Consider the following 25,094-nt stretch of genomic DNA (forward strand, 5'->3'; position numbering starts at 1 on the left):
TATCACTAAAATGCCTGGTGGTGAAAAATGTGAATTGCCTATTTCAAATTATTAGTATATTACATTTTGCCACAGGTCCAATTTTGTGCCCAGTTTGAGGATATTTGGAACGCGGAGTCGCGTTCCGAGGTACCGCAGCCCTCCATGCTGTTTTCGGCGAGCTTTGATGCGGCGTCGCCAAAACAGAGCGATCGTGAGTCCGAGCGCAGGGCGATTGCATCACCCGATAAGGTTGCAGGTGCAACGCGCAGCAAAAGCAACGCCCATGCTCGAAAGCGATGGGCGTTGCCGGTTGGAAGGTGCCTTGTCGGCGTGTTTGCCGAGGTTGTTCTGTCGGGGAAAGCCGCTAACGCTGCTCAACGGGAAGTGCTGCGGGCTGTTCGGCCGCCTCGGCGGCCTGTTCCGAAGCCTGTAGGGCCGAAGCCTCCGTTGGCGGGTTGTTCGAAGTGCCGAGTCCGCCCGCTGCAGTCGTCCTATCGAGGGCGCGCACGCTTTTCGGCAGATAGATCAAGAGCCCAAGCGCCAAGCACAGGATGCCGTCGACCAAGAAAAACGGTGCGATGCCGATGGCTTCGGCCGTCACGCCGCCGATGGCGACGCCGATGGGCGAAGCGAGTCCGATGGCCGCCGTGGTGAATCCGAGCGCGCGCCCGTTTTTCTCGGGTGGCACGTTTTTTTGGACGAGCGTGATGAGCGGACCGTTGAACCAGCCGCATCCGACGGCCATCACGGCGCATAGCGCCACGAAGACCCAGTACATGTTCGGTGAAAGCAGGCCGCAGGCCGCCGTTGCCGCACCTACGATGATGGCGGCGACCGCCATGAGCCCCGCGAGACGCTTGCCTCCGCCCCAAACCATGAGGATGATCGATCCGACCACCATGCCGATGCCGAAAGCCGCTTCGACGATGGAGGCCGCATAGCCGTCGCCTCCGAAGTGGCTGTACGTCATGAGCGGGAATACGGCGCCGAGGGGCGCGAAGGCCATCATGCCGATTGTGATGCCCACGATGAGGATCATCAGGCCGCGGTTTGCCGAAAGCGCCATCCAGCCATCTTTCATATTGGCCAATACGTGTTGGTTGTCGGTCGTTTCGTCGTGGATGGTCGGGATCTTCGCAAGCGCAAGGCCGGCTACGGCAACGCATGCTCCCAGAAAATCGAGGAACATGACCGAGTAGAAGCCGATTGCGGTATAAAGGAAGATGCCGAACGCAGGTGCGCCGATGCTCGCCAGACTCATGAGCAGCTGGTCGAGCGTGTTGATGCGCAGCAGGTGCTTCTCGGGCACAAGCAGGGGCATTGCGGCCATCATGGCGGGACCGTGGAAGGCCTGTCCGATGCTGCGCACGATGATCATGACGATGATGAGCGCAAACGATGCCTTGCCCAGCAGAATGAAGATGCCGAGGATGAGGGAGACGACGCCGACGCTCATATCGGCGACTATCATGACGATTTTCCGGTTGTACTTATCGGCTATGACTCCTCCGAAGGGGGATAGCAGCCCCTGGGGCAGGTAGGCGCAAATGGTCGCCGCGGCAAGCATGAGCGCGCTGCCGGTGGTTTCGGTGATGTACCACACGGCGGCGTATCCGGCCGCGTAGCTCGTTATCATCGACACGGCCTGGCCGGCCCATATGGTCGCGATGATCACGAGCCAGCGTTTCGGGAGCGGTTGTCCCGCAGCGCTGAGTATGGTTGTCGATTCCGTCATATGATGAAACTCCTTGTTCTTGATGGTGTCGGGCGGTATGCTTCCCGGCGGTTTCCGGTAGCACGTTTCAATTGAGTGTGGGGTTGCGGAAGCTTGTTTGCCAGCTATTCCGGTTGGAATTTTGCGCAACTATCGGGTGCGGATACGAAGCAACTGCGCTGATCGGGCGGCGGTCGACCGAGATATGCACTGAAAGCGCGTAAGCCGGTGAGGCGAGCGGGGAGCAGACGGTGCGATAAGCGTGGAACGGCACAGGCGATTCGCATCCGCACGACGAAGCGTGTGCGATTGCGCAGACAAGTCTCATGAAACCCAGGGGGTTAACGAAACATGTGATGAATCCCTGCCATAATCTCCTCGATCCGCTTGGTTTTGGCGTCGACCAGTTGGTCGCTGCAGCCGAAATGTGAAATGAGTATCGAGTTTACCATGACAAAGTCCGAACGAAACCGAGAATCGCCAAGAAATGCTCGGTAAAAGAATGGAAAGTAAGCTTTACATCTTCTAAAAAGCGACGTATACTGAATGGAAAGTAAGCTTTACATTATCGCAAAGGATGCGAGCGCGGTGTTCGGAAGGGGTTCTGATGAACGAAGGAAAATCCAGCGGAGGGCAGGTGCGGAAGGCCAATAAGAGGACAGGGGCCGTTACCCTTTCGATCGGTGTTGCCTGCCTCCTCATCGCGCTTGCGCTTGGCTTCAACGTGGGGGGATTGGCCGATGCCGTTCCAACGGTAGCCAAAGCCGTTTGGGGTTTTGCCGGGTGCGCAGCGGCGCTTCTGGTATGCGGAATAGCGGCGTTGCTGCATAAGCCGACGCCGCAGGAGCTTGTCAGTCAGGGCGACGAGCGCAACAAGACCATCGGCGCGCTCGCTTCGACAAGGGCCTTCGAGCTTTTTTCGATCCTCATCCCAATCGTCGCTTTGGGGTTGTACTCGTTTGATCAGATTACGCTTGTCGGCATGCTTGTGTTGATAGGCGTCGAAGTTGTCGCATTCGTCGCATATTTGATATGGATAGCAAGGATACAGCGGAGCATGTAGCGCCGGGTCTGGAATTGCGTGCCGGCATGCCAGCGCGTCGCCTCGATGCCACGAGGCGACGCGCTGGTTCGTTCTATCTATCGAAACCGCCTTGGCTGGAATGATCGATCTCTCGGTCGCGCTCTTCAGGCGAGCTCGAGTTCGCGCTCGTGCTCCGACTCGTGCTCATGGATATCGGTTTTGGGTTTCTCGAGTCCTTCGATCACGATGCCTTTGCGCTCGGCGTAATCCCAGAGCGCCGCATGTATCGCCTCTTCGGCGAGAAGCGAGCAGTGCACTTTGACGGGTGGCAGGCCGTCGAGCGCTTCCATGACGGCCTTGTTCGTAACCTCGAGCGCTTCCTGGATCGTCTTGCCCTTTACGAGTTCGGTGGCCATCGAAGAGGTGGCGATGGCGGCTCCGCAGCCGAAAGTTTTGAACTTGACGTCTCTGATGCGGCTATCCTCGTCGATATCGAGATAGACGCGCATGATATCGCCGCATTGGGCGTTGCCGACGGTGCCGCAGCCGCTGCAATTCTCTATTTCTCCGACGTTGCGGGGGTTGGTGAAGTGGTCCATTACCTTTTCGCTGTATGCAAAAGCCATGAGAGGCTCCTTTCTTGGTGGTCGTCTTGTGCCGTTCTAACTCGCCTGCTTATGCGCTTTGAGGAAGTCTTCGTATAACGGGCTCATGGCGCGGAGGTTGTCGATTGTTCCCTTGAGGGAGTCGATGGCGAAATCGATGTCGTCTCGCGTCGTCTCGCGTCCGAGCGTCAGGCGCAGCGACCCGTGGGCGATCTCATGGGGCAGCCCGATCGCCAGAAGCACGTGGCTCGGATCGAGCGAACCCGAGGTGCATGCCGACCCGCTTGAGGCGCTGATGCCTTTGAACGCCAGTTGGAGCAGCATTCCCTCCCCTTCGATGAATTCGAACGAGAAGTTCACGTTGTTGGGCAGCCGTTCGGTCCGGTGACCGTTCAGACGGCTGTACGGAATCTCGCGCTCGATGCGGCCGATGGCGTAATCGCGCAGTTTGGCAAGGCGGGCGGCTTCCTCCTCCTGCTCGGCGAGCGCAAGCTCGGTTGCGCTCGCGAAGCCGACGATGCCGGCGACGTTTTCCGTGCCGGCGCGAAGCCCCCGTTCCTGCCGTCCGCCGTGGATGAACGCCTTGGTCTTGACGCCTTTCCTGATGTAGAGCAACCCCGTGCCCTTCGGTCCGTATACCTTATGGGCCGAGGCAGAGAGCAGATCGATGCCCATCTCCTTGACGTCGATCGGAATGTGTCCAAACGCCTGCACGGCATCGGTATGGAAAAGCGCGCCGTGGTCGTGGGCGACCTTCGCGAGTTCGGCGATGGGCTCGATGGTTCCGATCTCGTTGTTGGCAAACATGATCGACACGAGAATCGTATCGGGGCGCATGGCTGCCTCGAGATCGGTGGGGGAGACCCTGCCGTCTTCATCGACGGGAAGATAGGTTATTTCAAATCCGCGTTTTTCAAGGTATTCGGCGGTATGGAGGATCGCGTGGTGCTCGATCGCGCTCGTGACGATATGGCGTCCCTTCGATTCGTAGGCTTCGGCCGTGGCGATGAGCGCCCAGTTATCCGATTCGCTGCCGCCGGAAGTGAAGAGCACTTCGCGGTCCTGCGCGTTGATGGCTTGCGCGACGGTGCGGCGCGCTTCGGCAAGCGCGGATGCGGCTTCTTCGCCTAAGGGGTAGATGGAGCTTGCGTTCCCGTACGCTTCGGAGAGGTGGGGCATCATCGCTTCGAGTGCTTCGGGGCGCATGCGCGTTGTAGCTGCGTTATCGAGGTAGATCTGTTTCATTGCGGTGCTCCTTGTGCTATTCGGGGTTGAACATGGAAAGGTATCGTTCCCCCGTATCGGGAAGTACGACTACGATGGTTTTGTTTTCAAATCCGGAGCGCCCCGCCAGCTTTCGCGCTGCGGCAACCGCCGCACCCGATGAGATGCCGACAAGTACGCCGAGCTTCTTCGCGAGTTCGGCTTGGACCTCGAACGCTTCGGCGGTGGGGATGCGCACGATTTCGTCGTACACGGACGTATCGAGCGTATCGGGTACGAAGCCGGCCCCGATCCCCTGGATTTTGTGCGGGCCCGCCGTGCCGCCTGAAAGAACGGGGGATTCGTCGGGTTCCACGGCTGTGATCAGGATGTTCGGATTCTTACTTTTGAGGTAAGCGCCCGCTCCCGAAATGGTGCCGCCCGTTCCGACCCCGGCAACCAGCGCGTCGACCTTTTCTTCGGCATCGCGCCAGATTTCGGGTCCCGTCGTTTCGAAGTGAATGCGCGGGTTGGCGGGGTTTTCGAACTGCCGGGGCATGAATGCCTTCGGATCGTCGGCAAGGAGCTCTTCGGCTTTGGCGATGGCTCCGGACATGCCTTTCGCGCCCTCGGTCAATACGAGATCGGCGCCGTAGACCGCCAAAAGCTTTCTGCGCTCGATGCTCATCGTCTCGGGCATGACGAGCGTAAGACTGTAGCCCCGAGCCGCTGCCAGCATGGCAAGGCCGATGCCCGTGTTGCCGCTTGTCGGTTCGATGATGCGGCTGCCGGGTCCGATAAGGCCCGAGGCCTCGGCATCGTCGAGCATGGCTTTCGCAATGCGGTCCTTTATGCTGCCGCCGGGGTTCGCGGCTTCGTATTTCCCGAGTATCCGCGCGCCCGAACCGCTTCCCGCTATGCCGGAAATGTCGAGCAGGGGGGTGTTGCCGATCAGTTTGTCGATGTTTCGTGCGTACATGGTTGCTGCTCCTCGTCGTATCCGATTCTCTCGTCACAAAATCCTAGTAATATACTAGGAATAAGATACTCCGATAGAGGAAAAAGTCAAGCGGCGTTGCCGAATGGTCGAAAAACATAGTAAATAAGTATGGAATATGGATTTGGTCGGCAAATCGCGCCGTATGCGCTCTTTGCGGTCGATGGGGTTCCCAAGGCGGTTACAATGGCATCATTCTGCTTGCGTTGGCTCCGTTCTCGTTCATGCACGAGCGGGGCAGGTGGCCGCTCGGTATGCAGCTGCTTGATTCGGGATCGAACAATGGAGGTTCGCAATGATGATTTCGACCAAAGGGCGCTATGCCCTTCGCTTGATGATCGACATCGCCGAACAGGGTGAGGATGCCCGTGTGCCGCTGCGCGAAGTGGCTGAACGTCAGGGCATTTCCATCAAATACCTCGAACAGCTCGCCGGTAGCCTCGTGCGCGCCGGATTGCTGAAAAGCACGAGGGGCGCCCGCGGGGGGTACGTCCTTACGCGATCTTCCGACGAGATGACGGCGGGCGATGTGCTGCGCGCCGCCGAGGGCAGCTGCGCGCCGGTTGCTTGCCTTGAAGATGATTTCGGCGTTTGCCCGCGACGGAGCGAATGCAACACGATCGCGTTTTGGGAAGGTCTCGATAAGACGATCGAGAATTACGTCGACGGCGTGACGCTTGGCGATCTGGTGAAGAAGCCGGGGTGCGTGGCGTAAGGCTGCAAAAGCGAACGGATGTTTCACGTGAAACATCCGTTCGGAAACTGGTTGGTAGAGGCTGTCGGAGGGCAGCGTGGGAGGCAACCAGGGCCATCTCTCGCGCTGAGAATCCCGCACCAGAGCACATCAGAAGAAATTCGCGAACCGTTCCATTACCTGTTCGGCGTAATCCTCTCCCACGCAGTAATCTTTGATCTCCCCGTTTGAGAACATGATGGACGTGGGGAACCACTTGGCATTGTAGAAGCGGGCCGATTCGGGGTTCTTCCACGCATCGATCTTCCCGATAGCCACCTTGTCTTGTGTGTCGGCCAGCTCCTCGATTACCTTGTCGAACTGATACTGCGTGTCCTCTTCACTGGAATAGAAGCACACGAGCACGGGCTTTTCTTGGCCTTCGATGAATTCGACGATGTTCTCGTCAGTGAGGATGGTTGCGCTTGCCATTGCCTTCTCCGTTCCGCCGTCAAGGACGGCACTCGTAGGTTACCGATGCAATAATTCCTTGATTGCGGAAGCATCCAGGGTTTCCCTGCTCGTGCAATCTTCGTCCGTTACGAGATATCGTACGGCGTTCTCGATATCAGCGAAGCGGCCGTTCGCCAGTTCGATGATGCATGCCACGGCGTCGTCGCTGAGCTCGGGGTGGGTTTCGGATCCGTATTCTGCCTCCGCTTTGCGCGCAAACGCGCGTTTCCCTTCTTCGTCGAGGGGCTCGATCGTGACAACCTCAAATGAATCGAGCGTCTCGCGCGATTCTTCGAGGGTGCATTCGGTAAGAGGGATCTGAGAAGTGATTACGGTGTGCAGTCCTTGGCGATCGCGCTCATGCAGCATCAGGGAAAGCAACTGGTCGCCCTTTTCGGTACGGAGCAGGGGTTCGAGGTCATCGATGATAAGCACGGGCGTTGAGCCTAGCTTCTCGAAGAAGGAATCGTCCGCTTCGAACTGCAATGCAATCGCGATATCGGCGCCCGAGCAGGCGAACACCGAGTCGCCCGCCCCGTTTTTCGCAGCGTCTTCGGCCCATCCTCTTACGAGTGCGCTTTTGCCTGCATGATGGGGGCCCTCGATGAACAGCCTGAGCGGAACGGGTCTGAGTCCGTTGATGCTTTCAAGCGCCTTGACTGCTGAAGCGTTGCCTTGGTTCTCTATGAACACGCCCATTGATTCTCTCACGTGCGCTCCTCTCGTCGACGGTTTGCCGGGTAAGCCGCAGCTACCGTCTCACCATACCTCTCGGGTTGCTGACGAGTGGAAACCGAGAGTATGCTTGTTCAAGCAAAGAAGGCGAAGCCGTATGCTTTTGCGCGCGGCAGCGCCGCATCTGCTGTGCATTTGCAGCCGCTTTGCCTGCGTCCGCCCGTCGCTCGGCGTTTCTATTTCGGATTGCGATCCAAATCGACTTCCATGACCAGCGTGATCAGATCCTGCTGAGTGTGCACGCCTACGCGCTTGTAGATTTGGAATACCTGTTTTTTCACGGTTCCTTCGGATAAATACAGGCGCTGCATGATGTACTTGGCGTTGCGCCCGCGCGATAGAGCGTCGAATATCTCGGTTTGGCGCGGTGTCAAATCGTGTTGCTTGGCAAGGGTCATGACCTTCTCGTGCCATGGATCGGTTATGTTCGCAGCGGGGATGCGCTCGCGTTTGCTCTCGAAGACACCTAGAGAAAGAAGGCTGACGAATGCCACGATGAGCGCTGCTGCTCCGAAAAACCCGAACGCCACGGCAGAAGGTGGCGCGGCGAACGCGAGTACGGCATAGCTGCTCGCATAGCCCAAGAGCATCCCGGCCGAATTGGTGGCGTGGCGAAAGCCGAACAGGTACACGTCGGAAAGCGTGAGATCCTTTTCTACGACGATATGCCGGATCGCGTTCGACAGCGCGCTTGTCACCATGAACGCGGATAGGACGCCTGCGCCGATTATCCGACCGATGTCGGGCGCGAGGGGGATGGCGATCAGTGCCGCGATGGATCCCAGCATGAAATACCCGCGCGTGGCCGATTTCGAAGGCTTCTTCTTCACCCGCTCGAGCAGAAGAACGGCTATGCCGCTTGCCAGCCAGACGGATCCCGCAACCGCCAAAGAGGTTTGGTAAGTGCACGTGTATACGAGCGCTCCGAAGGCGATACCGGTCATTGCCTTGGCAGTGGCGGCGAATACTCGCTGCGGTGCGGTAAGACCTTTGGCACGCATCGCTTCCTTGGGGACGAAAACCCAATCCCTGTACGTGGCTGCGGCCACGGCCAAAAACATGCACAGCGATATGACGAGCAGGATATGCAGCGAAAATTGGGTTGCCGATTCATCCAGAAGCGCCGAAAGCAGCAGCATGGCGCCGCAGAGCAGCGTAGCCGCCACCAGCGTGGTCGAATCGAAGGCCTTGTTCACCAAATGCAGTTTCCAGATCAGGCGGGCGATGGTGAACGCGGCCGCTAGCAGTACGGCTTCGGCGATGTCGCTTGGGATGCATAAGGCTGCAACGACGCAGAGGGCGGCTGTGGTCCACAGTGAGAAGAAATGCTTTTTCGCCGTGACCCGATTGGCGGATGCCATGAGCGCCAACCCGAATATGCAGCACAGAAGAAGGCAGAACGTCGCCGGCAGCACGCCGCTGAGCGAATCGAGCGGGGCAGGGAGGTTCGAGCACAGTGCAGCAAGGTCGCCTTGGGAAAACGCGCCGTTGAGCAGCAGGGAAGGAAGCCAGGCGACGGTTGCGGCATAGCCGATCTTCTCGCCCGTTTCAAACACTGTCTTTTCGGTGTCGGCACCATCGGCGCCCGTTTTCGATTGCTTGACGGCATGCGCATCCGGCTCGTCGTTTGTCATGGTTTCCCCCTGAGAACGCCTGTTACGCCGACGCAAAGCGGCGGTATTGCTGAAAAAGAATACGCTCAGATGCGTCTGTAAACGCGAACCATACTATTCGTTTCCCCCTTGGTTTTCAAGCTGGTCGTATGGTGGTGCCGTTCCGAATTCCGTAGCCGGCAGAAGACCCGTTTTTGGACGAGAAGCATCGAGGGCTGGTAGACGGGGCGTTTTCGGGAGAGGAAAGCAAAGGTTCTTGAGAAACGGAAGGAGAAGAGCATGGCTGACTACAAAGAGTTTCTCGACAGCATCAATCGTGATGCGTACCATGCGGGGGAGTACCAATGGGAGGAAGATGGATACACTGTAACACGTACGTATCACTATTCACCTCCGGGCTGTCATAGTTCATGCGGCCTGCTGTACTACGTGAAAGACGGAAAGGTCGAGTTCGTTGAGGGAGACCCCCTCGATCCCTGTGCTAACGGCCGCTTGTGCATGCGGTGCTTGAATCGCGTTGAGGCCATCAACCATCCGGATCGTCTCAAGTATCCCATGAAACGCGCAGGGGAGCGCGGTGAGAACAAATGGGAGCGCATTACGTGGGATGAAGCCTATGATATCGTCGAGCGTGAGACACGCAAGGTTTGGGAAGAATACGGCCCAGAATCGATTCTCTGCACAAAAGGTACGGCGCGCGGTACGGTGTGGCAGCTGCATTACTTTTTCCAAGCGGCTTTCAAGACCGCAAACGTCGCGCACATCGGTTTTACGGGATATGCTTGCTATCTGCCCCGTACGTGCGGCTGCATCGCCCCCATGGGCGATTTTCCCATCGTGGACGCGTCCCAGGCCCATCCCGATCGCTACATCGCCGACGAGTTCCGCCCGCCTGAGGTATTGGTGGTATGGGGCAACGAGCCGCTCGCTTCGAACGCCGACGGCTACATCGGCCACTGGCTGGTACAGTGCGTGCAGATGGGCTCGAAGATCATCTCGATCGACCCGCGTCTGACATGGTGGGGCGCCCGCGCCGAGTTCTGGCTGCCCGTTCGCCCTGGCACCGATGCTGCCCTTGCGTGCGCATGGTTGAACATCATCATCAACGAAGATCTGTACGACCACGAGTTCGTGGAGAAGTGGACGACCGGCTTCGATGTTATCAAGGAACATGTGCAGGAGTGGACGGCCGAGCGCGCTGCAGAAATCTGCCAGATTCCCGTTGAGGACGTCATTGGTTCGGCGCGCCTATTCGCTTCGGGTAACAGCTCGGCGATTCAGTGGGGTCTTGCATTCGACCAGAACATGTCGGCTATGGCTCTGAACCTTGCCGCCGTGGACCTCATGGCCATCTGCGGAAACATCGATACTCCCGGCGGTTGGCTGCTCGTTCACAACGCTTACAACGTATCGCGTGGTTCCGATAACGGCGTGAAATGGGTGGATCCCGAGGCTGCAAAGAAAAAGGCAACCATGCACTACGTCTTCAACACCGATGGCGAGGACTTCATCCATCAGGCGGCCTCCGAGGCGGTTCTCCATTGCATGGAAACAGGCGAGCCATACCCCATTAAAATGTGGTACGCCCAGTCCACCAATGAGCTTGCCTGCGCTGCCATGGATGCGCCCCGCCTGTACAAGGCACTGAAGGACATTCCGTTCATTGCGTACGCCGATCCCTTCCTAACGCCGACCGCTGTGGCGCTCGCCGATGTGGTCATGCCCGTTGCCATGAGCTGCGAGCGCAATTCCGCCCGTTCGTGGTGGACGCCTGTTCGCACGCTCTCAAAGGTAACCAGCTATTACGAGGCGAAATCCGATGAAGAGATCATCGTTGAACTGGGTCGACGCCTCAACCCGGATGCCTTCCCGTGGGAAACCGCAGAGGATTTCGTGAACTGGTTCTTGACGCCGCAGGCGGGCCTGGCTTCATTCGGGACAAAGGCGTCCGCAAACAACCAGCTCGATCAGAAGCGCTTTAGCGAGGAGTTCCCGTTTGCCGGCGATTTGGAGGGCTTGCAAAAGGCCGGCGGCCATGCATACGATAAGTTCAACGCAACCTATCGGAAATACGAAAAAGGCATGCTCCGTCCCGACGGGGAGCCGGGTTTTGCGACGCCAACTGGCCGCATCGAGCTTTCGCCGTTCACCTTCAAGGTGTGGGGCCTGACTCCGTGGCCGTACTTCAAGGAGCCCCCGACGGGCCCCGTGACCTCACCCGGCATGTTCAAGGAATACCCGCTTATTCTTACGTGCGGCGGCCGTTCGTTCGAATTCTTCCATTCCGAGGATCGCCAGGAGCCCACGATGCGCGAATTCCACCAGTGGCCGCTGCTCACCGTTCATCCCAACGATGCGGAGCGGTACGGCATCCGCGATGGCGAGTGGGTCTGGGTCGAGTCCGACCGCGGTCGTTTCCGTCAGGTCGCTTATGTTTGCGAAAAGGTTAAGGAAGGCGTTGTGCATGCCGAGCATGCGTGGTGGTATCCGGAGCAGAAAGCCGAGGCGCCGTATTTCTTCGGCACGTTCGACTCTAACGTGAACAACCTGACCCGCGCCTACGAGGCCGGTGAAGGCGGTGTCGGTTCGGCTATCAAGAACGGCATCTGCAAGATCTATCCCTACAGGGAAGGCGACGAGATGCCATACCAGGTTGTTGCCGATCGCGACAGCTGGAACGAGATCATCCCCGGTTCCGATCCCTACGAAGTCTATTAAGAGCCCTGCGAAAGGAGGCAAGCAATGAAAGGCATTTTGGTTAATTACGAATACTGCACCGGTTGTCACAGCTGCGAAGTGGCGTGCAAGAAGATACTGAACCTTCCCGAAGGCGAGTTCGGCATCAAGCTAACCGAGATTCTGCCGCATGCATACGAAGGTAAGAGCGGACCCGAGAAGTGGGAATGGACGTATATGCCCGTGCTCACCAAGGCATGCAACATGTGTGAAGACCGCGTTGAGGCGGGCAAGTTTCCCATGTGCGTCCAGCATTGCCAAGCGTGGTGCATGTATCACGGCGAAGTGGAGGATCTGATGAAGAAGATGGACGGCAAAACCCGGTGGGCTTTGCTGACCACAAAGAAGTAGACCAGGCGCCCGCTTGCGCCGGTTTCGGTCGGGCCGAGCGGGAGCATTGACGGATCGGGCCGCGTTCTGCCGAGCGCGGCCCGCGGAAAGGAGTAGCTATGTGCTTCAGACCAGCGAACTTGGTCTTGACCAAGACATGCCCCGATTGCGGAGAGATGAGCGATGCGACGGTAGCGCAATGTCCGAAATGCGGGCGAGATATGATTAACGTCGAACCCGACATGCCCGATCCGAATGCCCCTGGCGTGCCCGGTGCTGCGGTGTTCGATCCGTCCGACATCGGCAAGCCGCCGAGCGCTCCGAAAGCTCCTGGTGCACCGAGCTCACCCACTCCGCCGAAAGCGCCTGGCGCTCCTCGGTAAGGGTGTGGTCGGAATGCCGATCCGCAGGTTGTGAGCTGCTTTTTCGGCGTACCGGCTGGTGTGAACCGGTGGCGCTCGGGTTCGATCTGCAAGCGCGTAAGAAAGCGAATGCGTGATTTCCGAAAACGAATGAACGGTTTTCTGAAATGTAATATCGGCCAGAAAAAAGACGGAGGTTATTCAGCATTTCGCCGCAGTACTATGAGGTTGTGGTTGTGGATTCTGCGACAACTGCGAGAAAGGGGGAGTCGTCGGATGCGCTGACTCTCACACAGGATTCTTCTTACTTCGAGCGGGAGAAAAATCATGTGTGGGGACTGCATGTTAGGTATCGGGTGCGGCCTTGTGTTGTCTGGGATGAACAATAATTTTTTTAAGGAGGGTTTTGCTGATGTCTAGTGCAATAAGAAAACCAACTAGTACACAAATAGTTGCAAGCATTGGTTGCATCATTGTTATGGGCATGAATGTGTCCTACCAAGTAGTCATGACTTCTTTTCCGTATATCATCGAGGCTATGCAGATCACAAAAGTGGAAGCTTCCATGATGTCGACAGTGGTTTCTCTGGGTGTAGTGATCATGGCTCTCGTTGGCACAAAGCTTATCGATAAGTTAACGCCACGCTGGTCGATGTTGGTGGGCACCTGCTTAGTTACAGCTTTTCTGGTGGTGAATGCGATTGGCCTTCCGTACGTTCCCTGGGTGGCGTGTGGTTTGCTTGCGGGTTTCGGCTCTGCACTTGGATCGCTAGGGGCGGCATCTGGCTTAATGCGACAATATTGGGGAATGGATTCTGGCAGCAAGTTTACGGTTATCGCTGGTATTCAAACTCTTATCGTCTCTGGGTATACGGCGCTAATGGCCTGGCTATGGACCTTTATGGATTTCCAAGGCGCGTTTTGGGTTATTGCGGCCCTAACGATTGTTTTGGGCGGCGGTGCCAACTTGATCTGCTTCCGTAAGCCGGACTCGTTTGTTGCAGAGGAGCTTGCTGCTGCTGCGAAGGCTCAAATTGCTGCGGATTCTAAGAAGTCTCAAGAGGAAGCTGTCGGTTGGGGTTTCGGGGAAGCTTTTAAGCACTCTCCGATCTATTTATTTACGCTTGCATTTATTGCCGCTGCGGTCATCAATGGGGGCATCACGACTTTCTTGACGACGTTTTTGACGGAGGCGGGAATGGACAAGCCGCTCGCCGCTCTCTTCCAGAGTTATTTCACGGTTATCTGCGGTGTCCATATGCTCTATTCTGGATATTTTCATAAATTCTTTGGTAATAAGATTTATTTCGTTTTCTTCTTTGGTTTATCGGGTGTTGGGTTCATCTGCCTATCCCAGTGGCTCGGCATGGCTCCTGCAGGTATCGCGTTTGCAGTGTTCGCGCTTGCTCTCGTTGGTGCTATGAAGCCAATCATGACTACTGCAGCCGTTGTCGTTACGCAGCTTTTCGGAAACAAAGATTATGTTGCATACAACTCTTATAGTCAGGCGATATTGAACGTTGGCCGGTTGATCTCATCGTTTACCACTGCGAGCGTTTTGCAGTTTTTGGGTGCAGCGTTGATGTGCTATTTCTTTGCGGCTCTCGCCATTGTGTCTGCGGTTGGCTTCTGCATTGCCGATACGGTTTCGCCGTGGGCGCGCGCTGCCAACGAGAGGCGTAAAGAAGCAAAGGCGGGTAAGAAAGGCTAATTGTTTGTCGAATGACTATCGCAGTTGTTTCGCTTGACGAAAGTGAATGCTGGAGGTTTGTCATAGAGAATCGACGCTGCGTTGAAGGTTAAAATGCTAGGAAGGAGATCATACAAATGAATCCGTCGGAAGAATTTGCTGTCCATATAGTAAACGCCAAATTCGAAGATCTTCCAGACGCTATATTGCTTCGGGCGAAAGAGCGCCTTGCCGATTCGGTTGGGGTAATGAGCGCCGGAGCCCGAGGCGTGGGCGTTCTGGGTTCGATTCAGATGGTGAAGGCCTGGGGCGGAGCCGAGGAGTCATCAATTGTTAACTTTGGCGACATGGTTCCCGCTCATGCTGCGGCTTTCGTGAACAGTCTGCAGCTGAGATCCTTCGATTTCGAAGCCATAGACGCAGAGGGTTATATCACTCGTTGGCCTGCGCATGTGACAAGCACCACTATTCCTGTTGCTTTAGCCCTTGCCGAATGGAAGAGGCTGTCGGGCAAGGAGATGCTGCTCGCGATGCTGCTCGGTGATGATATGGCATGTCGATTGACCGAAGCAACCCGTTTTGATCCGTTGGGCTGCTTTGACGGTAACGGTACCGCGAACTGCCTTGGCGCCGCTGCTATTTCGGCAAAAGCGTTGGGGCTGGGCGAGGCGGAAACGCTTGCGGCTTTCGGCATTGCTCTCAATATGGCTGGTGGAACCATGCAGAACACACAGGGGTTCTGGACCTTCAAGCTTGGAAACGCGCTGTCTGCGTATCATGGAATCTTTGCCGCCGAGATGGCGCTTCGTGGCTTCGAGGCACTCGATGACCCCATTACAGGGCCAAAATGCTTTATGGATATGTTTGCCAAAAACGGAGATACTTCCGAGCTTGTTAAGGAGCTCGGTACGCGATATTTCAGCGATGCCGTAATCAAGCCTTGGGCGTGCTGTCGTGGAAACCATGTCGTTCTTGATGCTGCTCGGGAATGTTTGCAAGGGCGTATCCTCAGGGCCGAAGATGTGAAAAAGGTGCGGTTTGGCGCAACGAAAAGCCTTACGAATGGAGACTTCCCGTTTGGGAGCACGTGTGAATGCGACGGGCTTTTCAATCGTCGATTCACTCTGTCGACCTATATCCTTACTGGTCAGGTGGTGGCTGCCAGCTACGCTCCAGAATGGATGACGAGCACCGAACTGAAGGAGATGCTGGATAAGCTAGAGTTTTACGAGTGGAATCCTTTGGCTGGCGCTAAAGGATCGGGCGGTTTTGCTGCGTGCATTGATATCGAACTTGTAAATGGAGAGACAATGCATGGCGAAGTCAAGGGAGATATTCTCGGCGATGTCGAACGCAAGCCTTTACCGAAAGCTGATTTTGAAGCGAAATTCGAAACCAACGCAGCGTTTGGTGGCAAGGTTGATATGGGTAAACTGCGGGAAGCTTACGATGTTGCGTGGAGTATCGAGCAGATTGATGATATGGCTGAATTTGTGCAGCTTTTGGTCCCGTAGAAAACGTTAGGTGGCGGCCTAGAGTGGCGATTTGCCGCTCTAGGCTCAATTCGAGCTGTTTTGGAAAGCTTGCCGAGTGCGATGGCGGGCGAACCGGACATCAGCCTAAGTCGCTAATTCGTAGTAGCTTTAATGGTTTTGCCGCCTATTCTCTTGCTCGTGCTGGCGAATCTACTTAGACGTCGGGCCTCGGACTGGCGAGTCGCTGTACTGGACACTGCAATAGCTCAGAAGGCGCTTTATGGTAATCGGCCTCTGAGCGGAATGGCTTTTGAACGCCAGAGGTTCTTCGGCGCTTTTTGATTCGAAAAAGGGCGGTTGGGCTGTTTAAACATCCGTGCGAGCGATTCTGATTACGGCGGACCTTGGGATGGAAAATATTGTCCTCTTGCGCTTGTTCTGTATGAGCAGTATGGACATGCAAGCAAAATCAGACTTAACGGGTTCATATGGACAAGCGATCGTCGAATGCGCTGCTTCACGTATTGCTACCCTTGGATGACGTGGTAGTCGTAAAGGATTGAGACCTGCGAATACAGCGAGGCTTTAATCTTTCTATCGGGTATTATTCAGATGCATTTTCCTTTGGTATGCGAGTATTCGTACGGGTGCAAAGAGTATCCAGGCGTTGAGGGGTTTTAGCTCGGCATGTTGCTGGCTGCCGAATATGTCGGCAGTACGACGCCAGCGCCCGACGGGGGACTCTTGTTTGCGATTGCGATGCAATGGACTCATCTTCGAGAAAGTTTGCGTGACAGTGTTTGAAACAGAACCTTCTGGCATGCGATTACGTTTTGGATATGGAATCGGACGATTCTGTTGGGATAGAATCGTCCGATTCCTTCTTGCTAGCGGTTGAGCGCAGTGTCCAGGACCTGTCTGGAAATGACCCCCTGTGTTATGATCCTTGTTCAAGCAAAACCGCTTCTCTCTTGTTGATGGATTCCGTCTTCCCAGGTAAGCCGCCCCATGGTCTTGCGGGCGACTGCGACGAACACCGAGCCGAGCACGACGAGCGCGAGCGCGCCCACGAACGCAGGCGTATAGCTGCCGCTTGCATCGTAGCTCAATCCCACGAGGACGGCGGCAAACGATCCGAATATGCCCGCACCCATGCGGGTCCAAGAGAAGATCTCGGTATAGCTGCGGTTGCCGAACACGCGCCTCACCAGAAGGGGGAGCGATACGTTGGTGAACGAATCCTGCACACCGAAAAGGAACGTTGCCACCAACATGAGCATGGGGTCGCGCAAGATAAGAAGGCCGACGATTCCTACGACCACCATGACGAACTCGCACGCGATGCCGAACCAAACGCCGAAGCGATCGTTCACCCAGCCCATGACCAGCTTCTCGCAAAAACTGCCGAATGCTAGGGCCGATACCATGTAGGCGCCGTATTCGGCGCTCATGCCAAGCGAATCGGCGTATCCGGGCAAATGCGAATCGAAACCCGAACCAAGCATGGCGGCGATTCCGGCGAACAGAAACAGCATGACGAACGCCGTCGAGCGAAGCGCTCGCTTCAGGGGCACGCCGGGCGCTGAGCTAAAGTCGAGGTTCGTGCGCTCCTTCAGCTCCATCTCCGCTTCGTCGGTCATGCCATAGGCCGTTGCATTCCAATCGCGCGGTTCCCCACGAAAAACGAACAGCGTCCAAGGTAGTGTGAATACGAGTACGATTCCTGCCTCGATGAAATAGGCGTTCCGCCATCCGAACGTCGCAATGCACCATTGCAGAAACGGCGAGAGAACCACGATAGCCAAGGCGGAAACAGCCGTGGCTATGCCCATGGCAACGCCCGTGCGCGTATGAAACCAGTTTCCTATCATGGTGACGAGCGGAATGGTGAAAACGCAGCAGCCGAACGTTCCGAACACCAAGCCCGAGATGATCCACATCCAGGGCTCGGTGTAGGTGCCCATGAAGCCTGCAGCCAATCCTACGGCCACGGTGCTGACGGTGGTCACTTTCCGCATATCGCACCGGGACAGTATTCTTCCCGCAATGGGCAGGGCAGGTATCATGGACAGCCAGTAGGCCGTCATGAAAGCGGAGATCTCCGAACGGCCGCACCCCAGATCCTCGCAGATGGGTACAACGAAATTGCCTTGGCAACCCATGATGGGCGCCAAGGTTGCTGCTTGCAAAAAGCAGCAACCAATCAAGATAATCCATGCTTTATGCAGCTTGATGCTGCCGATATTCACATACGAATCATGTGTTGCGATCATAACTTCCACCTAACCCGAGGACTTTCGTCCTGAAGTTTGTTTTGCCAGTGATGGGCGAGGTTGTGGGCAAAGACAGCATGGTTGTATGCTTAGGTAGCCTAATCGGGGACAGTGAAAACCAGATCGAAACTACTCCGACCTACCGCCCACCGATCGAGCGACGTCGATGCGGCGGATGTCTTTGAAACGCTTGCGCCGATCGAGCGTGTCGACGAAAAGCGTTGGTTGTGGATCGTTTGATTATAGTAGGTTTCCGGAAAACGCACCAGCGCGTTTCCCGTGGTTTTCGCGAATACAAAAACAGGTATTCCATTTGCGAACGACCGCTATTCGCTTTTTTCCTTCTTTCACATCGTGACTTGCATAAACGGCTTTACTACTTCGGGGGACACGCGGGGCTGTTCGGCCCTTATGATGAAGGAGCCGTACCACCTGTATGCAGGTGAAGCCGAAGGAGCGCTCGGTATCCGCTCGATCCGAGTGCCGAGCGCCGAAACCCCAAACCGACTATGACGAAAGATAAGGAGAGCATCATGTGCTTCAGACCAGCTGATGCGGATACTGCAGGACCTCGCCCATGCCCCCATTGCGGAAAAATGGTGTTTCCGTCCGATGGAATCGTTCCTAAGAAATGTCCGTTCTGTCGCGAGGAACTTGCGGCAAAGGCGCCATCTCCGGCAGCCCCGAGTGCGCCAAATGCGCCGAGTGCACCGGCTGCTCCCGGAGCTCCGGCGGCCCCCAAGGCTCCGAGTGCCCCTATGGCCCCTTCGCCGTCGGACAAGTTGGGCGAATAGCGTAAGCGAGAAAGGCATTTTGCGAACGGTTGCGGGATGCTTCTGCGAAGATGGGTAATAAGAGAGGAGGCCTTTATGGCCGAGAATTGGAAAACGGGTACTGAAGACGACTACTGGGTGCGTTCGTGCGCATGGTCGGCGCCGGGTTGCCATCCTGTTGGTTGCGGCGTGAAGCTTCACGTGGTCGACGGAAAGCTCGTCGAGGTTAAGGGAGACGAGAATCATCCGATCACGCAGGGGCGTTTGTGCGTTCGCTGCCTGACGCTTCCCGAGTACGTGTATAATCCGGAGCGCATCGTGTATCCCATGAAACGCGCTTTCGAGGATCGCGGTCTCGATAGGTGGGAACGCATCACCTGGGACGAGGCTATCGATACGATTGTTGAGAAAACCCAGGAGATCCAGGCGAAGTACGGTAACGACAGCGTGATCGTATTCGGCGGAACAGGCCGCGAGGCGTGTTTGTACGGACCGGCCATCTCGTCTGCAGTGTTCCGTACCCCATACTATTTGTACTGTATGAGCGGTCAGGCTTGCTACGGGCCGCGCAACATGACGGCTGCCAGCGTTTTCGGCAACATCGGCTATCCTGAAATCGATTATGCCGCTTGGAGCCCCCTGCGTTACGATGACCCTGGCTTCACGCTCCCCGAGCTTATTGTGGTTTGGGGCAAGGAGCCTCTCGCCTCGAACCCCGACGGGTTGTTCGGGCATGCGATAGTCGACATGATGAAACGCGGTACCAAGCTTGCCGTCATCGACCCGCGCGTCACGTGGCTTGGATCCCGCGCCGAGCTGTGCCTCCAGGTGCGTCCGGGTACCGATGGCGCTTTGGCGATGGCCTGCTGCAACATCATCATCTCGGAAGAGCTCTACGACAAGGCTCTGGTAGAACAATGGGTCTACGGGTTCGATGAGTTCGCCGAGCGCGTGAAAACCATGTCGCCCGAGCGCGCTGCGGAGATATGCCAGATCGATGTCGAGGACATATACACGTTTGCACGCCTTTACGCAACGTCGAAGCCAGCGTCCATCGCGTGGGGTCTTGCGTTCGATCAGCAGTTCACGGGAACGCAGGCGGGCCAATGCGTTATGGACATGATCTTCATGACGGGCAATATGGACGTTCCTGGTGGCAATACCTGTGGAGCAAGCCACCGTGGGTTCCTAGGTAAATGGCGCGTAGATACACAATCGTGCCTTCAGCCCGGCGAGTTCGTGGGGCGTATCGGAAAGGACGAGTATCCGCTCTTCAACCACCGAATGTTCTCGGGGCAGCCCGATGCGTTCCTCGAGCATTTCGAAGCGGACGAACCCACGAAGTTCCGTATGGCGTACTTCAGCAATTCCAACCCCATCGCATGCAACGGAAACGAATCCGAGCGCTGGTACCGCGTGTTCAAAGAGCGCTTCGAATTCGGCGTTGCAACCGACCTCTTCATGAACCCCACGATCATGTGCTGCTGCGACATCTTCCTCCCGGTTTCGACCTTCGCCGAGCACAACGGCCTCGTTCAGCCCTATTACGGCGGCAACATGCAGTATCAGGGCACCATCAATAAGGCTGTCACCGTGGGCGAGGCGAAATCCGACTTGGAGATATCGCTTCTACTGGGCAAGCGATTGAATCCCGAGGCGTGGCCTTGGGAGACCGCCGAAGACTTCTACGAAGAGCATTGCTACAACAGCTTGGGCAAGCATTTCGACGAGCTCAAAGAAGAAGTGTGCTACCAGATTCCCTACGAGTACAAAAAATACGAGCGTGGGCTCATGCGCCCCGACGGCTATCCCGGGTGGAACAGCTCGACGGCGATGGTGGAGTTCCGATCGACCTACATCGAAGATTACGGCGAGGATCCGCTGCCGTATTTCAAGGAGTGCCCGTACGCACCGGTCGAGGATGCGCCGTTGCATGACGACCGTTACCCGCTTTCCCTTACGACGGGCATGCGAAAGTACACCTCGTTTCATTCGGAACACCGCCAAATCGAATCGCTTCGAGAGATCGACCCCTTGCCGTGGGCGACCATCAATCCGGCAGATGCCGAAAAATATGGCATCGTCGATGGGGAGTGGATAACTATCGAAAACATGTTCGGAAAGTGCAATATGAAAGTGGAGGTCAGGAACAACGTCAAGGAAGGCGTGGTTGTGGCGTCGCACGCATGGTGGTTCCCCGAGCAGGAGGGAAGCGAACCCCATCTGTACGGCTTATGGGATTCCGATGTAAACAAGCTGATCCCGAACAGGTTGTGCTCGCCGCTGGGCTTCGGCTCCATCCACGACAACATGTGTTGCACGATTTACCCGTGCAAGGGGCAAAGCGACGGTATCGAAGTTCCCTCGCCGCAGCTCGAAAAGCCGTTGATGCCGAAACACCTGGAGCTTGTACGGGATGCTACGAATATGGGAGACCCCGAAAAGATCGTTGTCAATGCCAAATACTACGCACAGCCTGCGACGGCAGAGAGCCAAGAGGTGAAGTAACCATGTCGAAGAACGCGCTTCTTTTCAATTACGAGTATTGCACGGGCTGCCATAGCTGCGAGATCGCATGCCGCAACCATCTGGGGATCGGCCTCGGTAAATGGGGAATCAAGGTGTGCGAGGTACAGCCGTTCAGAACCGATGACGGTGGACGTAACAACATGGAATGGATATACCAGCCCGTTCCCACCAGGCTGTGCGATACGTGCGAGGACTTGGTTGCGAATGGAGAAAAACCCGCGTGCGCCCATCACTGCCTTTCATTTTGCATCGAATACGGAACGCCGGAGGAAATGTATGCGCGCGCTTCTGAATTGGGGTCGCGAGTGAGCGTATTCCTTCCGTAGTTCGACAAGTCAACATGCCGGCCTTACGGTATCGGCCATTCGTTTCAAGGTGCGGCTTCGGTGCGTTCTGCTCGAGCCGCACCATTTGCTGGAGGTGAAGCCATGTGCTATTCGTGCAGTCCTGGATGCGATAATTGCTATGCGAAGTTTCTCGAATGCCCAGATTGCGGCCATATCGAGATGCTCGGACGTGACGAGTGCTCGCGGTGCGGCCGCGCGATCACGCAGGAAATGCGGGAGTCCGCAGAGACCGAGTGGCGGGCGGGTCGAAGGCTCTCGCGGGGCGGGAAGGGGAGAAACCTTGTGGTCGAACGCATGATCGCTGAAGGGACCTTGCCGGCAGCGTCCGCCTCAGCTGCGCTTTCTGGCGAATCGGGGGCACTCTAGCTTACTTCGGCAGTTTTGACGAGAGGCTCGAGGAAGCTGTAGTACGCGCCGCGCATATTGATCAACGCAACACCGCGGCACGGGATGGAGTCGTCGGCTATGGGTACGGCCCGCATATCGTTTCGGGACGTGAAGACTTCCTTGGTCGTATACGATTGGGGTAGAAGAAACACGCTGTTCTTATGGCCGCTGTAGTAATACTGCGCTGCGGAGCGTGCGGGCGATACGAATATCTTGGGCGAGTATCCCAAGATGGCGGGCAGTTCGGAGATGAGGGTGTTCATGGGGCTGGATGCGTCGCTCGATTGCATGATGGAAAGCTCTTTGAACCTCATGGGATCTAGCTTGTCGACCCCTTCGAGTACAAAGCGCTTGCCCCATACCGCAAGAGGCTCGATGGATATCTGCACAGCCAGGATATGCTGCTGTGCATACTGCTCCACTATGTTTTCGATATCATCGCAATGGTATTCGAGCAGCAGGTGCATCTCATCGCTCATGAGCAGGGCGGGGCGGTCTCTAAATTTCTCATGCACGAAATCGATGCTGACGGTTTTCGATGCGCGACGGATGTTGTTGACCAGTTCGTAAAACGCAGCGCAGGCGCGGTCTGAAAACGGCGGGTCTTGCAGCGTGAGCTTTGCGAATTCGTTTTTTTGAATCAGCTGGCATTCTTCGACCAGTTGATCGTAGTCGCAAAGCACCGACTGGATGCCGCTGAGAAAGTGGGAGCCCTCGTCGGTCAGATAAATCCGATTGCCTTTTTTGCATGTAAGGTTGAACCCCAGATCGCCTTCGAGCTGTTTGAGGTGCTTACTCAGATTCGATTGGCTGGTGAACAGTACGTCTGCTGCTTTGGAAATGTTGAGGTACTTTGCGAATGTCACGAATTCGCGCAGCTGTGGCAAATTAACCATGGAAATCCCCCTAGATGGCACCCGTTGCACAGCAATGGTAGCACACGGAAGCCATTCGTTGGGAGGTGTTGGGACGGTTTCGCATAGCTTGTCTCGATTGGATGGGGCGCGGTCGTATCGGCTGCGCCCCATCCGCGGACTGCTCTTGGTTTTCGTGAGCCTTTGCGCTAAAACTCCCGCTTCTCGTACAGCTTCACCGAAAGCATGCCCGACAGGACGTAGATGATTGCGCCTGCGGCAACGACGATCCCCGCAACGGCGAGCGTCCCCTGCAGCGATTCAAGCATAGCGACGAGGGAATTCAGTGCAGGCAGGAAAACGCCGTAATCGACGCCGGGAATGCTTCCGCTCGTGAATACGAGCATGACGATGACGAGGAAGAACACCGGTACGTAGCGAATCGCCTTCGTCATTCCGAAACGGGCGATGAGCGGCAGCGTGATCGAGAGCATGATGAAGATGATTCCGACGGGTGCGGCGGCGGAGAGAATCAGCCCCTGGGCGTCGAAATCGGCGATGAGCGCGTCGGCGATGTTCGGAACGAAGTGCGCGACGGCGTACACGATGCCGGTCGCGACGAGTCCGAGTACTATTCCCGCCACCATGACTATCGCCAGGCTGGCATAGCGCCCGGCGATGATGTTTTTCCGCGAGAGCGGCAGCACGAGACGGAACTGCTCCCAGTTGTTGCGCTCGTCGTATGCGAGAAGGGTGAATGCGAGGGAGAACGGCATCATCACGCCGAGGAAGGGCGCGATCATGTAGATGTTTTCTATGAACAGCGAGATGGCTACAACAACCACCATGTAGAGCAGCGCCTGGGATTTGAAATACTTCCTGATGGTTAGCAGGTCGGAGAGGATCATCGCTTTCATCGGGCATCTCCTTTCAGCATCAAACCCATGTAGGTATCGATGTCCGCCTTGTCCAGCGCGATGGTTTTGAAGTTTTCGGCAAAGGCGAAGCGGTCGGGAACGAGGACGGCTGTGCCGTAGGTGTGCTTGAGGTAGCGCATTTCGCCCGGCTCGAAGAAGCCGCTTTCCGCAAGCGCATCGAACTCGGCTTGGCGGCAGTGCGCAACGCCGGCGATATCGGTGATCTCATCCTTCTCGACGGCGAAGACGATGCGCCCCTTGTCGATGCACACGATGTAGTCGGCGATCTTTTCGAGGTCCGAGGTGATATGGCTCGACATGAGGATGCCGTGTTTGTCGTTGCGCATGAACTCGCGAAGCACGTCAAGCGTCTCGTCGCGGGCGATCGGGTCGAGGCCCGCCGTTGCTTCGTCGAGAATGAGCAGCTCGGAGTTGTGCGCAAGCGCGCAGGCAAGGGAGAGCTTCATGCCCATTCCCCGCGAAAGCTCCTTCACGGTCTTGTTGCGGGGTAGCCCGAAAGCGGCAAGAAGATCGTCGAACCGTGCGCTGTCCCAGGAGCTGTAGCAGTATCCCATGAGGCTGCCGACGCTGGCAACGCTCATTTCCTCTGGAAACGAGCACGTGTCGAATACGACGCCGATCCGTTGCTTCATCGCGGTGGTCTGCTTCGATCCGGCGCGCCCGGCGATATGCTGGCCGAACATCTCGATCTCGCCTGCATCGGTGCCGATGAGGCCGAGCGCCGCCTTGATGGTAGTGGTTTTCCCGGCGCCGTTTGATCCGATGAATCCGACGACGCTTCCGGCGGGGACGGTCAAGTTGATGTCCTGCAAGTCGAAGCCGTCGTAGTGCTTCGACAGGTTCCGTATGTCAAGCAAGTTGTTCATGGTCGTTGCTTTCTATCAAGAGGGTGAGCATGTCGATGAGATCGGTGGCCTCGATGTCGGCGCTGCGCGCCTCGTCGATCGCCTGGGAGAGAAGCTCTTCAACCCGACGGAGCCTCTCCTCACGCAGAAGCTCGAGGTTGCCGCCGGCGACGAAGCTGCCCTTTCCCTGCACGGTCTCTATGAAGCCCTGGGCTTCGAGATCGGCGTATGCGCGCTTGGTGGTGATTACGCTGATGCGCAGATCGCTTGCAAGCGCGCGGATGGAGGGGAGCTGTTGGCCTTCGGCGAGCACGCCGCTTAAGATGAGATCCTTCATCTGCGAAGTGATCTGCTCGTAGATGGGTTTGCCGCTCGAATTGGTGATGATGATGTCCAACGTATGCTCCTCGGGTTTCGTCACATGAGGCATTCGGCGTCCCGCATGCCTCGGTGGCCGGTTGCGGCGTCCCGCGCCCGACCCGGCGGGCCAAGCACG

Annotated in this window: 21 protein-coding genes; 9 read left to right on the forward strand and 12 right to left on the reverse strand. The window is 56.7% G+C overall.

Features of this window, described 5'->3' with window-relative positions; genetic code table 11:
• Nucleotides 1-346: 346 nt before the first annotated feature.
• Complete coding sequence (locus C1719_RS03435) at nucleotides 347-1,717, reverse strand: MFS transporter (protein WP_102373802.1); 1,371 nt, start codon at nucleotides 1,715-1,717, stop codon at nucleotides 347-349.
• 586 nt (nucleotides 1,718-2,303) lie between these two features.
• On the opposite strand from C1719_RS03435, the gene C1719_RS03440 reads away from it, so the two are divergent.
• Entirely contained in the window at nucleotides 2,304-2,759 is a 456-nt protein-coding gene (locus C1719_RS03440) for a hypothetical protein (RefSeq protein WP_102373803.1), read from the forward strand.
• A gap of 125 nt (nucleotides 2,760-2,884) precedes the next feature.
• Here the strand turns inward: C1719_RS03440 and nifU are convergent, their stop codons facing one another.
• From nifU to cysK, 3 genes are read right to left on the reverse strand one after another with little or no spacing between them, the layout of a single operon-like run.
• Nucleotides 2,885-3,346, reverse strand: coding sequence for a Fe-S cluster assembly scaffold protein NifU (gene nifU, locus C1719_RS03445; protein ID WP_102373804.1), 462 nt, complete (start codon nucleotides 3,344-3,346; stop codon nucleotides 2,885-2,887).
• A gap of 36 nt (nucleotides 3,347-3,382) precedes the next feature.
• A complete protein-coding gene (nifS, locus tag C1719_RS03450) occupies nucleotides 3,383-4,570 on the reverse strand; it encodes a cysteine desulfurase NifS (RefSeq protein WP_102373805.1) in 1,188 nt (395 codons plus the stop codon).
• Between the two features lie 16 nt (nucleotides 4,571-4,586).
• The gene (gene cysK / locus C1719_RS03455) at nucleotides 4,587-5,507 is read right to left on the reverse strand and encodes a cysteine synthase A (RefSeq protein ID WP_102373806.1); all 921 of its coding nucleotides are present in this window, start codon (nucleotides 5,505-5,507) and stop codon (nucleotides 4,587-4,589) included.
• 313 nt (nucleotides 5,508-5,820) lie between these two features.
• Between cysK and C1719_RS03460 the strand changes: the two genes are divergently transcribed.
• Nucleotides 5,821-6,240: an RrF2 family transcriptional regulator gene (locus C1719_RS03460; protein WP_102373807.1), complete on the forward strand. Its 420-nt coding sequence runs from the start codon at nucleotides 5,821-5,823 to the stop codon at nucleotides 6,238-6,240.
• A gap of 129 nt (nucleotides 6,241-6,369) precedes the next feature.
• On the opposite strand, the gene C1719_RS03465 is transcribed toward C1719_RS03460, so the two are convergent.
• The 3 genes from C1719_RS03465 to C1719_RS03475 form a co-directional block, all read right to left on the reverse strand.
• Entirely contained in the window at nucleotides 6,370-6,690 is a 321-nt protein-coding gene (locus C1719_RS03465) for a thioredoxin family protein (RefSeq protein ID WP_102373808.1), read from the reverse strand.
• Nucleotides 6,691-6,729: 39 nt separating this feature from the next.
• Entirely contained in the window at nucleotides 6,730-7,422 is a 693-nt protein-coding gene (locus tag C1719_RS03470; RefSeq protein ID WP_146007834.1) for a hypothetical protein, read from the reverse strand.
• A gap of 200 nt (nucleotides 7,423-7,622) precedes the next feature.
• Entirely contained in the window at nucleotides 7,623-9,080 is a 1,458-nt protein-coding gene (locus tag C1719_RS03475) for a helix-turn-helix transcriptional regulator (RefSeq protein ID WP_102373810.1), read from the reverse strand.
• A 258-nt stretch (nucleotides 9,081-9,338) separates the two neighbouring features.
• On the opposite strand from C1719_RS03475, the gene C1719_RS03480 reads away from it, so the two are divergent.
• From C1719_RS03480 to C1719_RS03500, 5 genes are all read left to right on the forward strand, one after another.
• A complete protein-coding gene (locus tag C1719_RS03480) occupies nucleotides 9,339-11,777 on the forward strand; it encodes a molybdopterin-dependent oxidoreductase (protein WP_102373811.1) in 2,439 nt (812 codons plus the stop codon).
• A gap of 24 nt (nucleotides 11,778-11,801) precedes the next feature.
• Nucleotides 11,802-12,146, forward strand: coding sequence for a 4Fe-4S dicluster domain-containing protein (locus C1719_RS03485; RefSeq protein WP_102373812.1), 345 nt, complete (start codon nucleotides 11,802-11,804; stop codon nucleotides 12,144-12,146).
• A 98-nt stretch (nucleotides 12,147-12,244) separates the two neighbouring features.
• Nucleotides 12,245-12,508, forward strand: coding sequence for a hypothetical protein (locus C1719_RS03490; protein ID WP_102373813.1), 264 nt, complete (start codon nucleotides 12,245-12,247; stop codon nucleotides 12,506-12,508).
• Between the two features lie 391 nt (nucleotides 12,509-12,899).
• Nucleotides 12,900-14,198: an MFS transporter gene (locus C1719_RS03495; protein WP_102373814.1), complete on the forward strand. Its 1,299-nt coding sequence runs from the start codon at nucleotides 12,900-12,902 to the stop codon at nucleotides 14,196-14,198.
• Between the two features lie 116 nt (nucleotides 14,199-14,314).
• Entirely contained in the window at nucleotides 14,315-15,691 is a 1,377-nt protein-coding gene (locus C1719_RS03500; protein ID WP_102373815.1) for an MmgE/PrpD family protein, read from the forward strand.
• Between the two features lie 911 nt (nucleotides 15,692-16,602).
• Here the strand turns inward: C1719_RS03500 and C1719_RS03505 are convergent.
• Nucleotides 16,603-17,826 (reverse strand): MFS transporter, encoded by a 1,224-nt coding sequence (locus C1719_RS03505; RefSeq protein WP_180963448.1) that lies wholly within the window; start codon nucleotides 17,824-17,826, stop codon nucleotides 16,603-16,605.
• A 968-nt stretch (nucleotides 17,827-18,794) separates the two neighbouring features.
• Between C1719_RS03505 and C1719_RS03515 the strand changes: the two genes are divergently transcribed.
• Complete coding sequence (locus tag C1719_RS03515) at nucleotides 18,795-21,206, forward strand: molybdopterin-dependent oxidoreductase (RefSeq protein ID WP_102373817.1); 2,412 nt, start codon at nucleotides 18,795-18,797, stop codon at nucleotides 21,204-21,206.
• 2 nt (nucleotides 21,207-21,208) lie between these two features.
• Nucleotides 21,209-21,553, forward strand: coding sequence for a 4Fe-4S dicluster domain-containing protein (locus C1719_RS03520; protein WP_102373818.1), 345 nt, complete (start codon nucleotides 21,209-21,211; stop codon nucleotides 21,551-21,553).
• A 383-nt stretch (nucleotides 21,554-21,936) separates the two neighbouring features.
• Here C1719_RS03520 and C1719_RS03530 read toward each other — a convergent pair whose 3' ends face one another.
• The 4 genes from C1719_RS03530 to C1719_RS03545 all read right to left on the reverse strand — a co-directional run bounded on the left by C1719_RS03530 (nucleotide 21,937) and on the right by C1719_RS03545 (nucleotide 24,995).
• Nucleotides 21,937-22,857, reverse strand: a complete 921-nt coding sequence (locus C1719_RS03530) for a LysR family transcriptional regulator (RefSeq protein ID WP_180963449.1) — start codon at nucleotides 22,855-22,857, stop codon at nucleotides 21,937-21,939.
• Between the two features lie 167 nt (nucleotides 22,858-23,024).
• Nucleotides 23,025-23,732 carry an ABC-2 transporter permease gene (locus C1719_RS03535; RefSeq protein ID WP_102373821.1) on the reverse strand — a complete coding sequence of 236 codons (708 nt, stop codon included), beginning with the start codon at nucleotides 23,730-23,732 and terminating at the stop codon, nucleotides 23,025-23,027.
• Nucleotides 23,729-24,619, reverse strand: a complete 891-nt coding sequence (locus tag C1719_RS03540; protein WP_102373822.1) for an ABC transporter ATP-binding protein — start codon at nucleotides 24,617-24,619, stop codon at nucleotides 23,729-23,731. Before C1719_RS03540 ends, C1719_RS03535 begins: the two co-directional genes overlap by 4 nt.
• Nucleotides 24,603-24,995 (reverse strand): GntR family transcriptional regulator, encoded by a 393-nt coding sequence (locus C1719_RS03545; RefSeq protein ID WP_102373998.1) that lies wholly within the window; start codon nucleotides 24,993-24,995, stop codon nucleotides 24,603-24,605. Before C1719_RS03545 ends, C1719_RS03540 begins: the two co-directional genes overlap by 17 nt.
• Between the last annotated feature and the right edge of the window lie 99 nt (nucleotides 24,996-25,094).

The sequence above is a fragment of the Raoultibacter massiliensis genome, assembly GCF_900199545.1.
Lineage (GTDB): Bacteria > Actinomycetota > Coriobacteriia > Coriobacteriales > Eggerthellaceae > Raoultibacter > Raoultibacter massiliensis.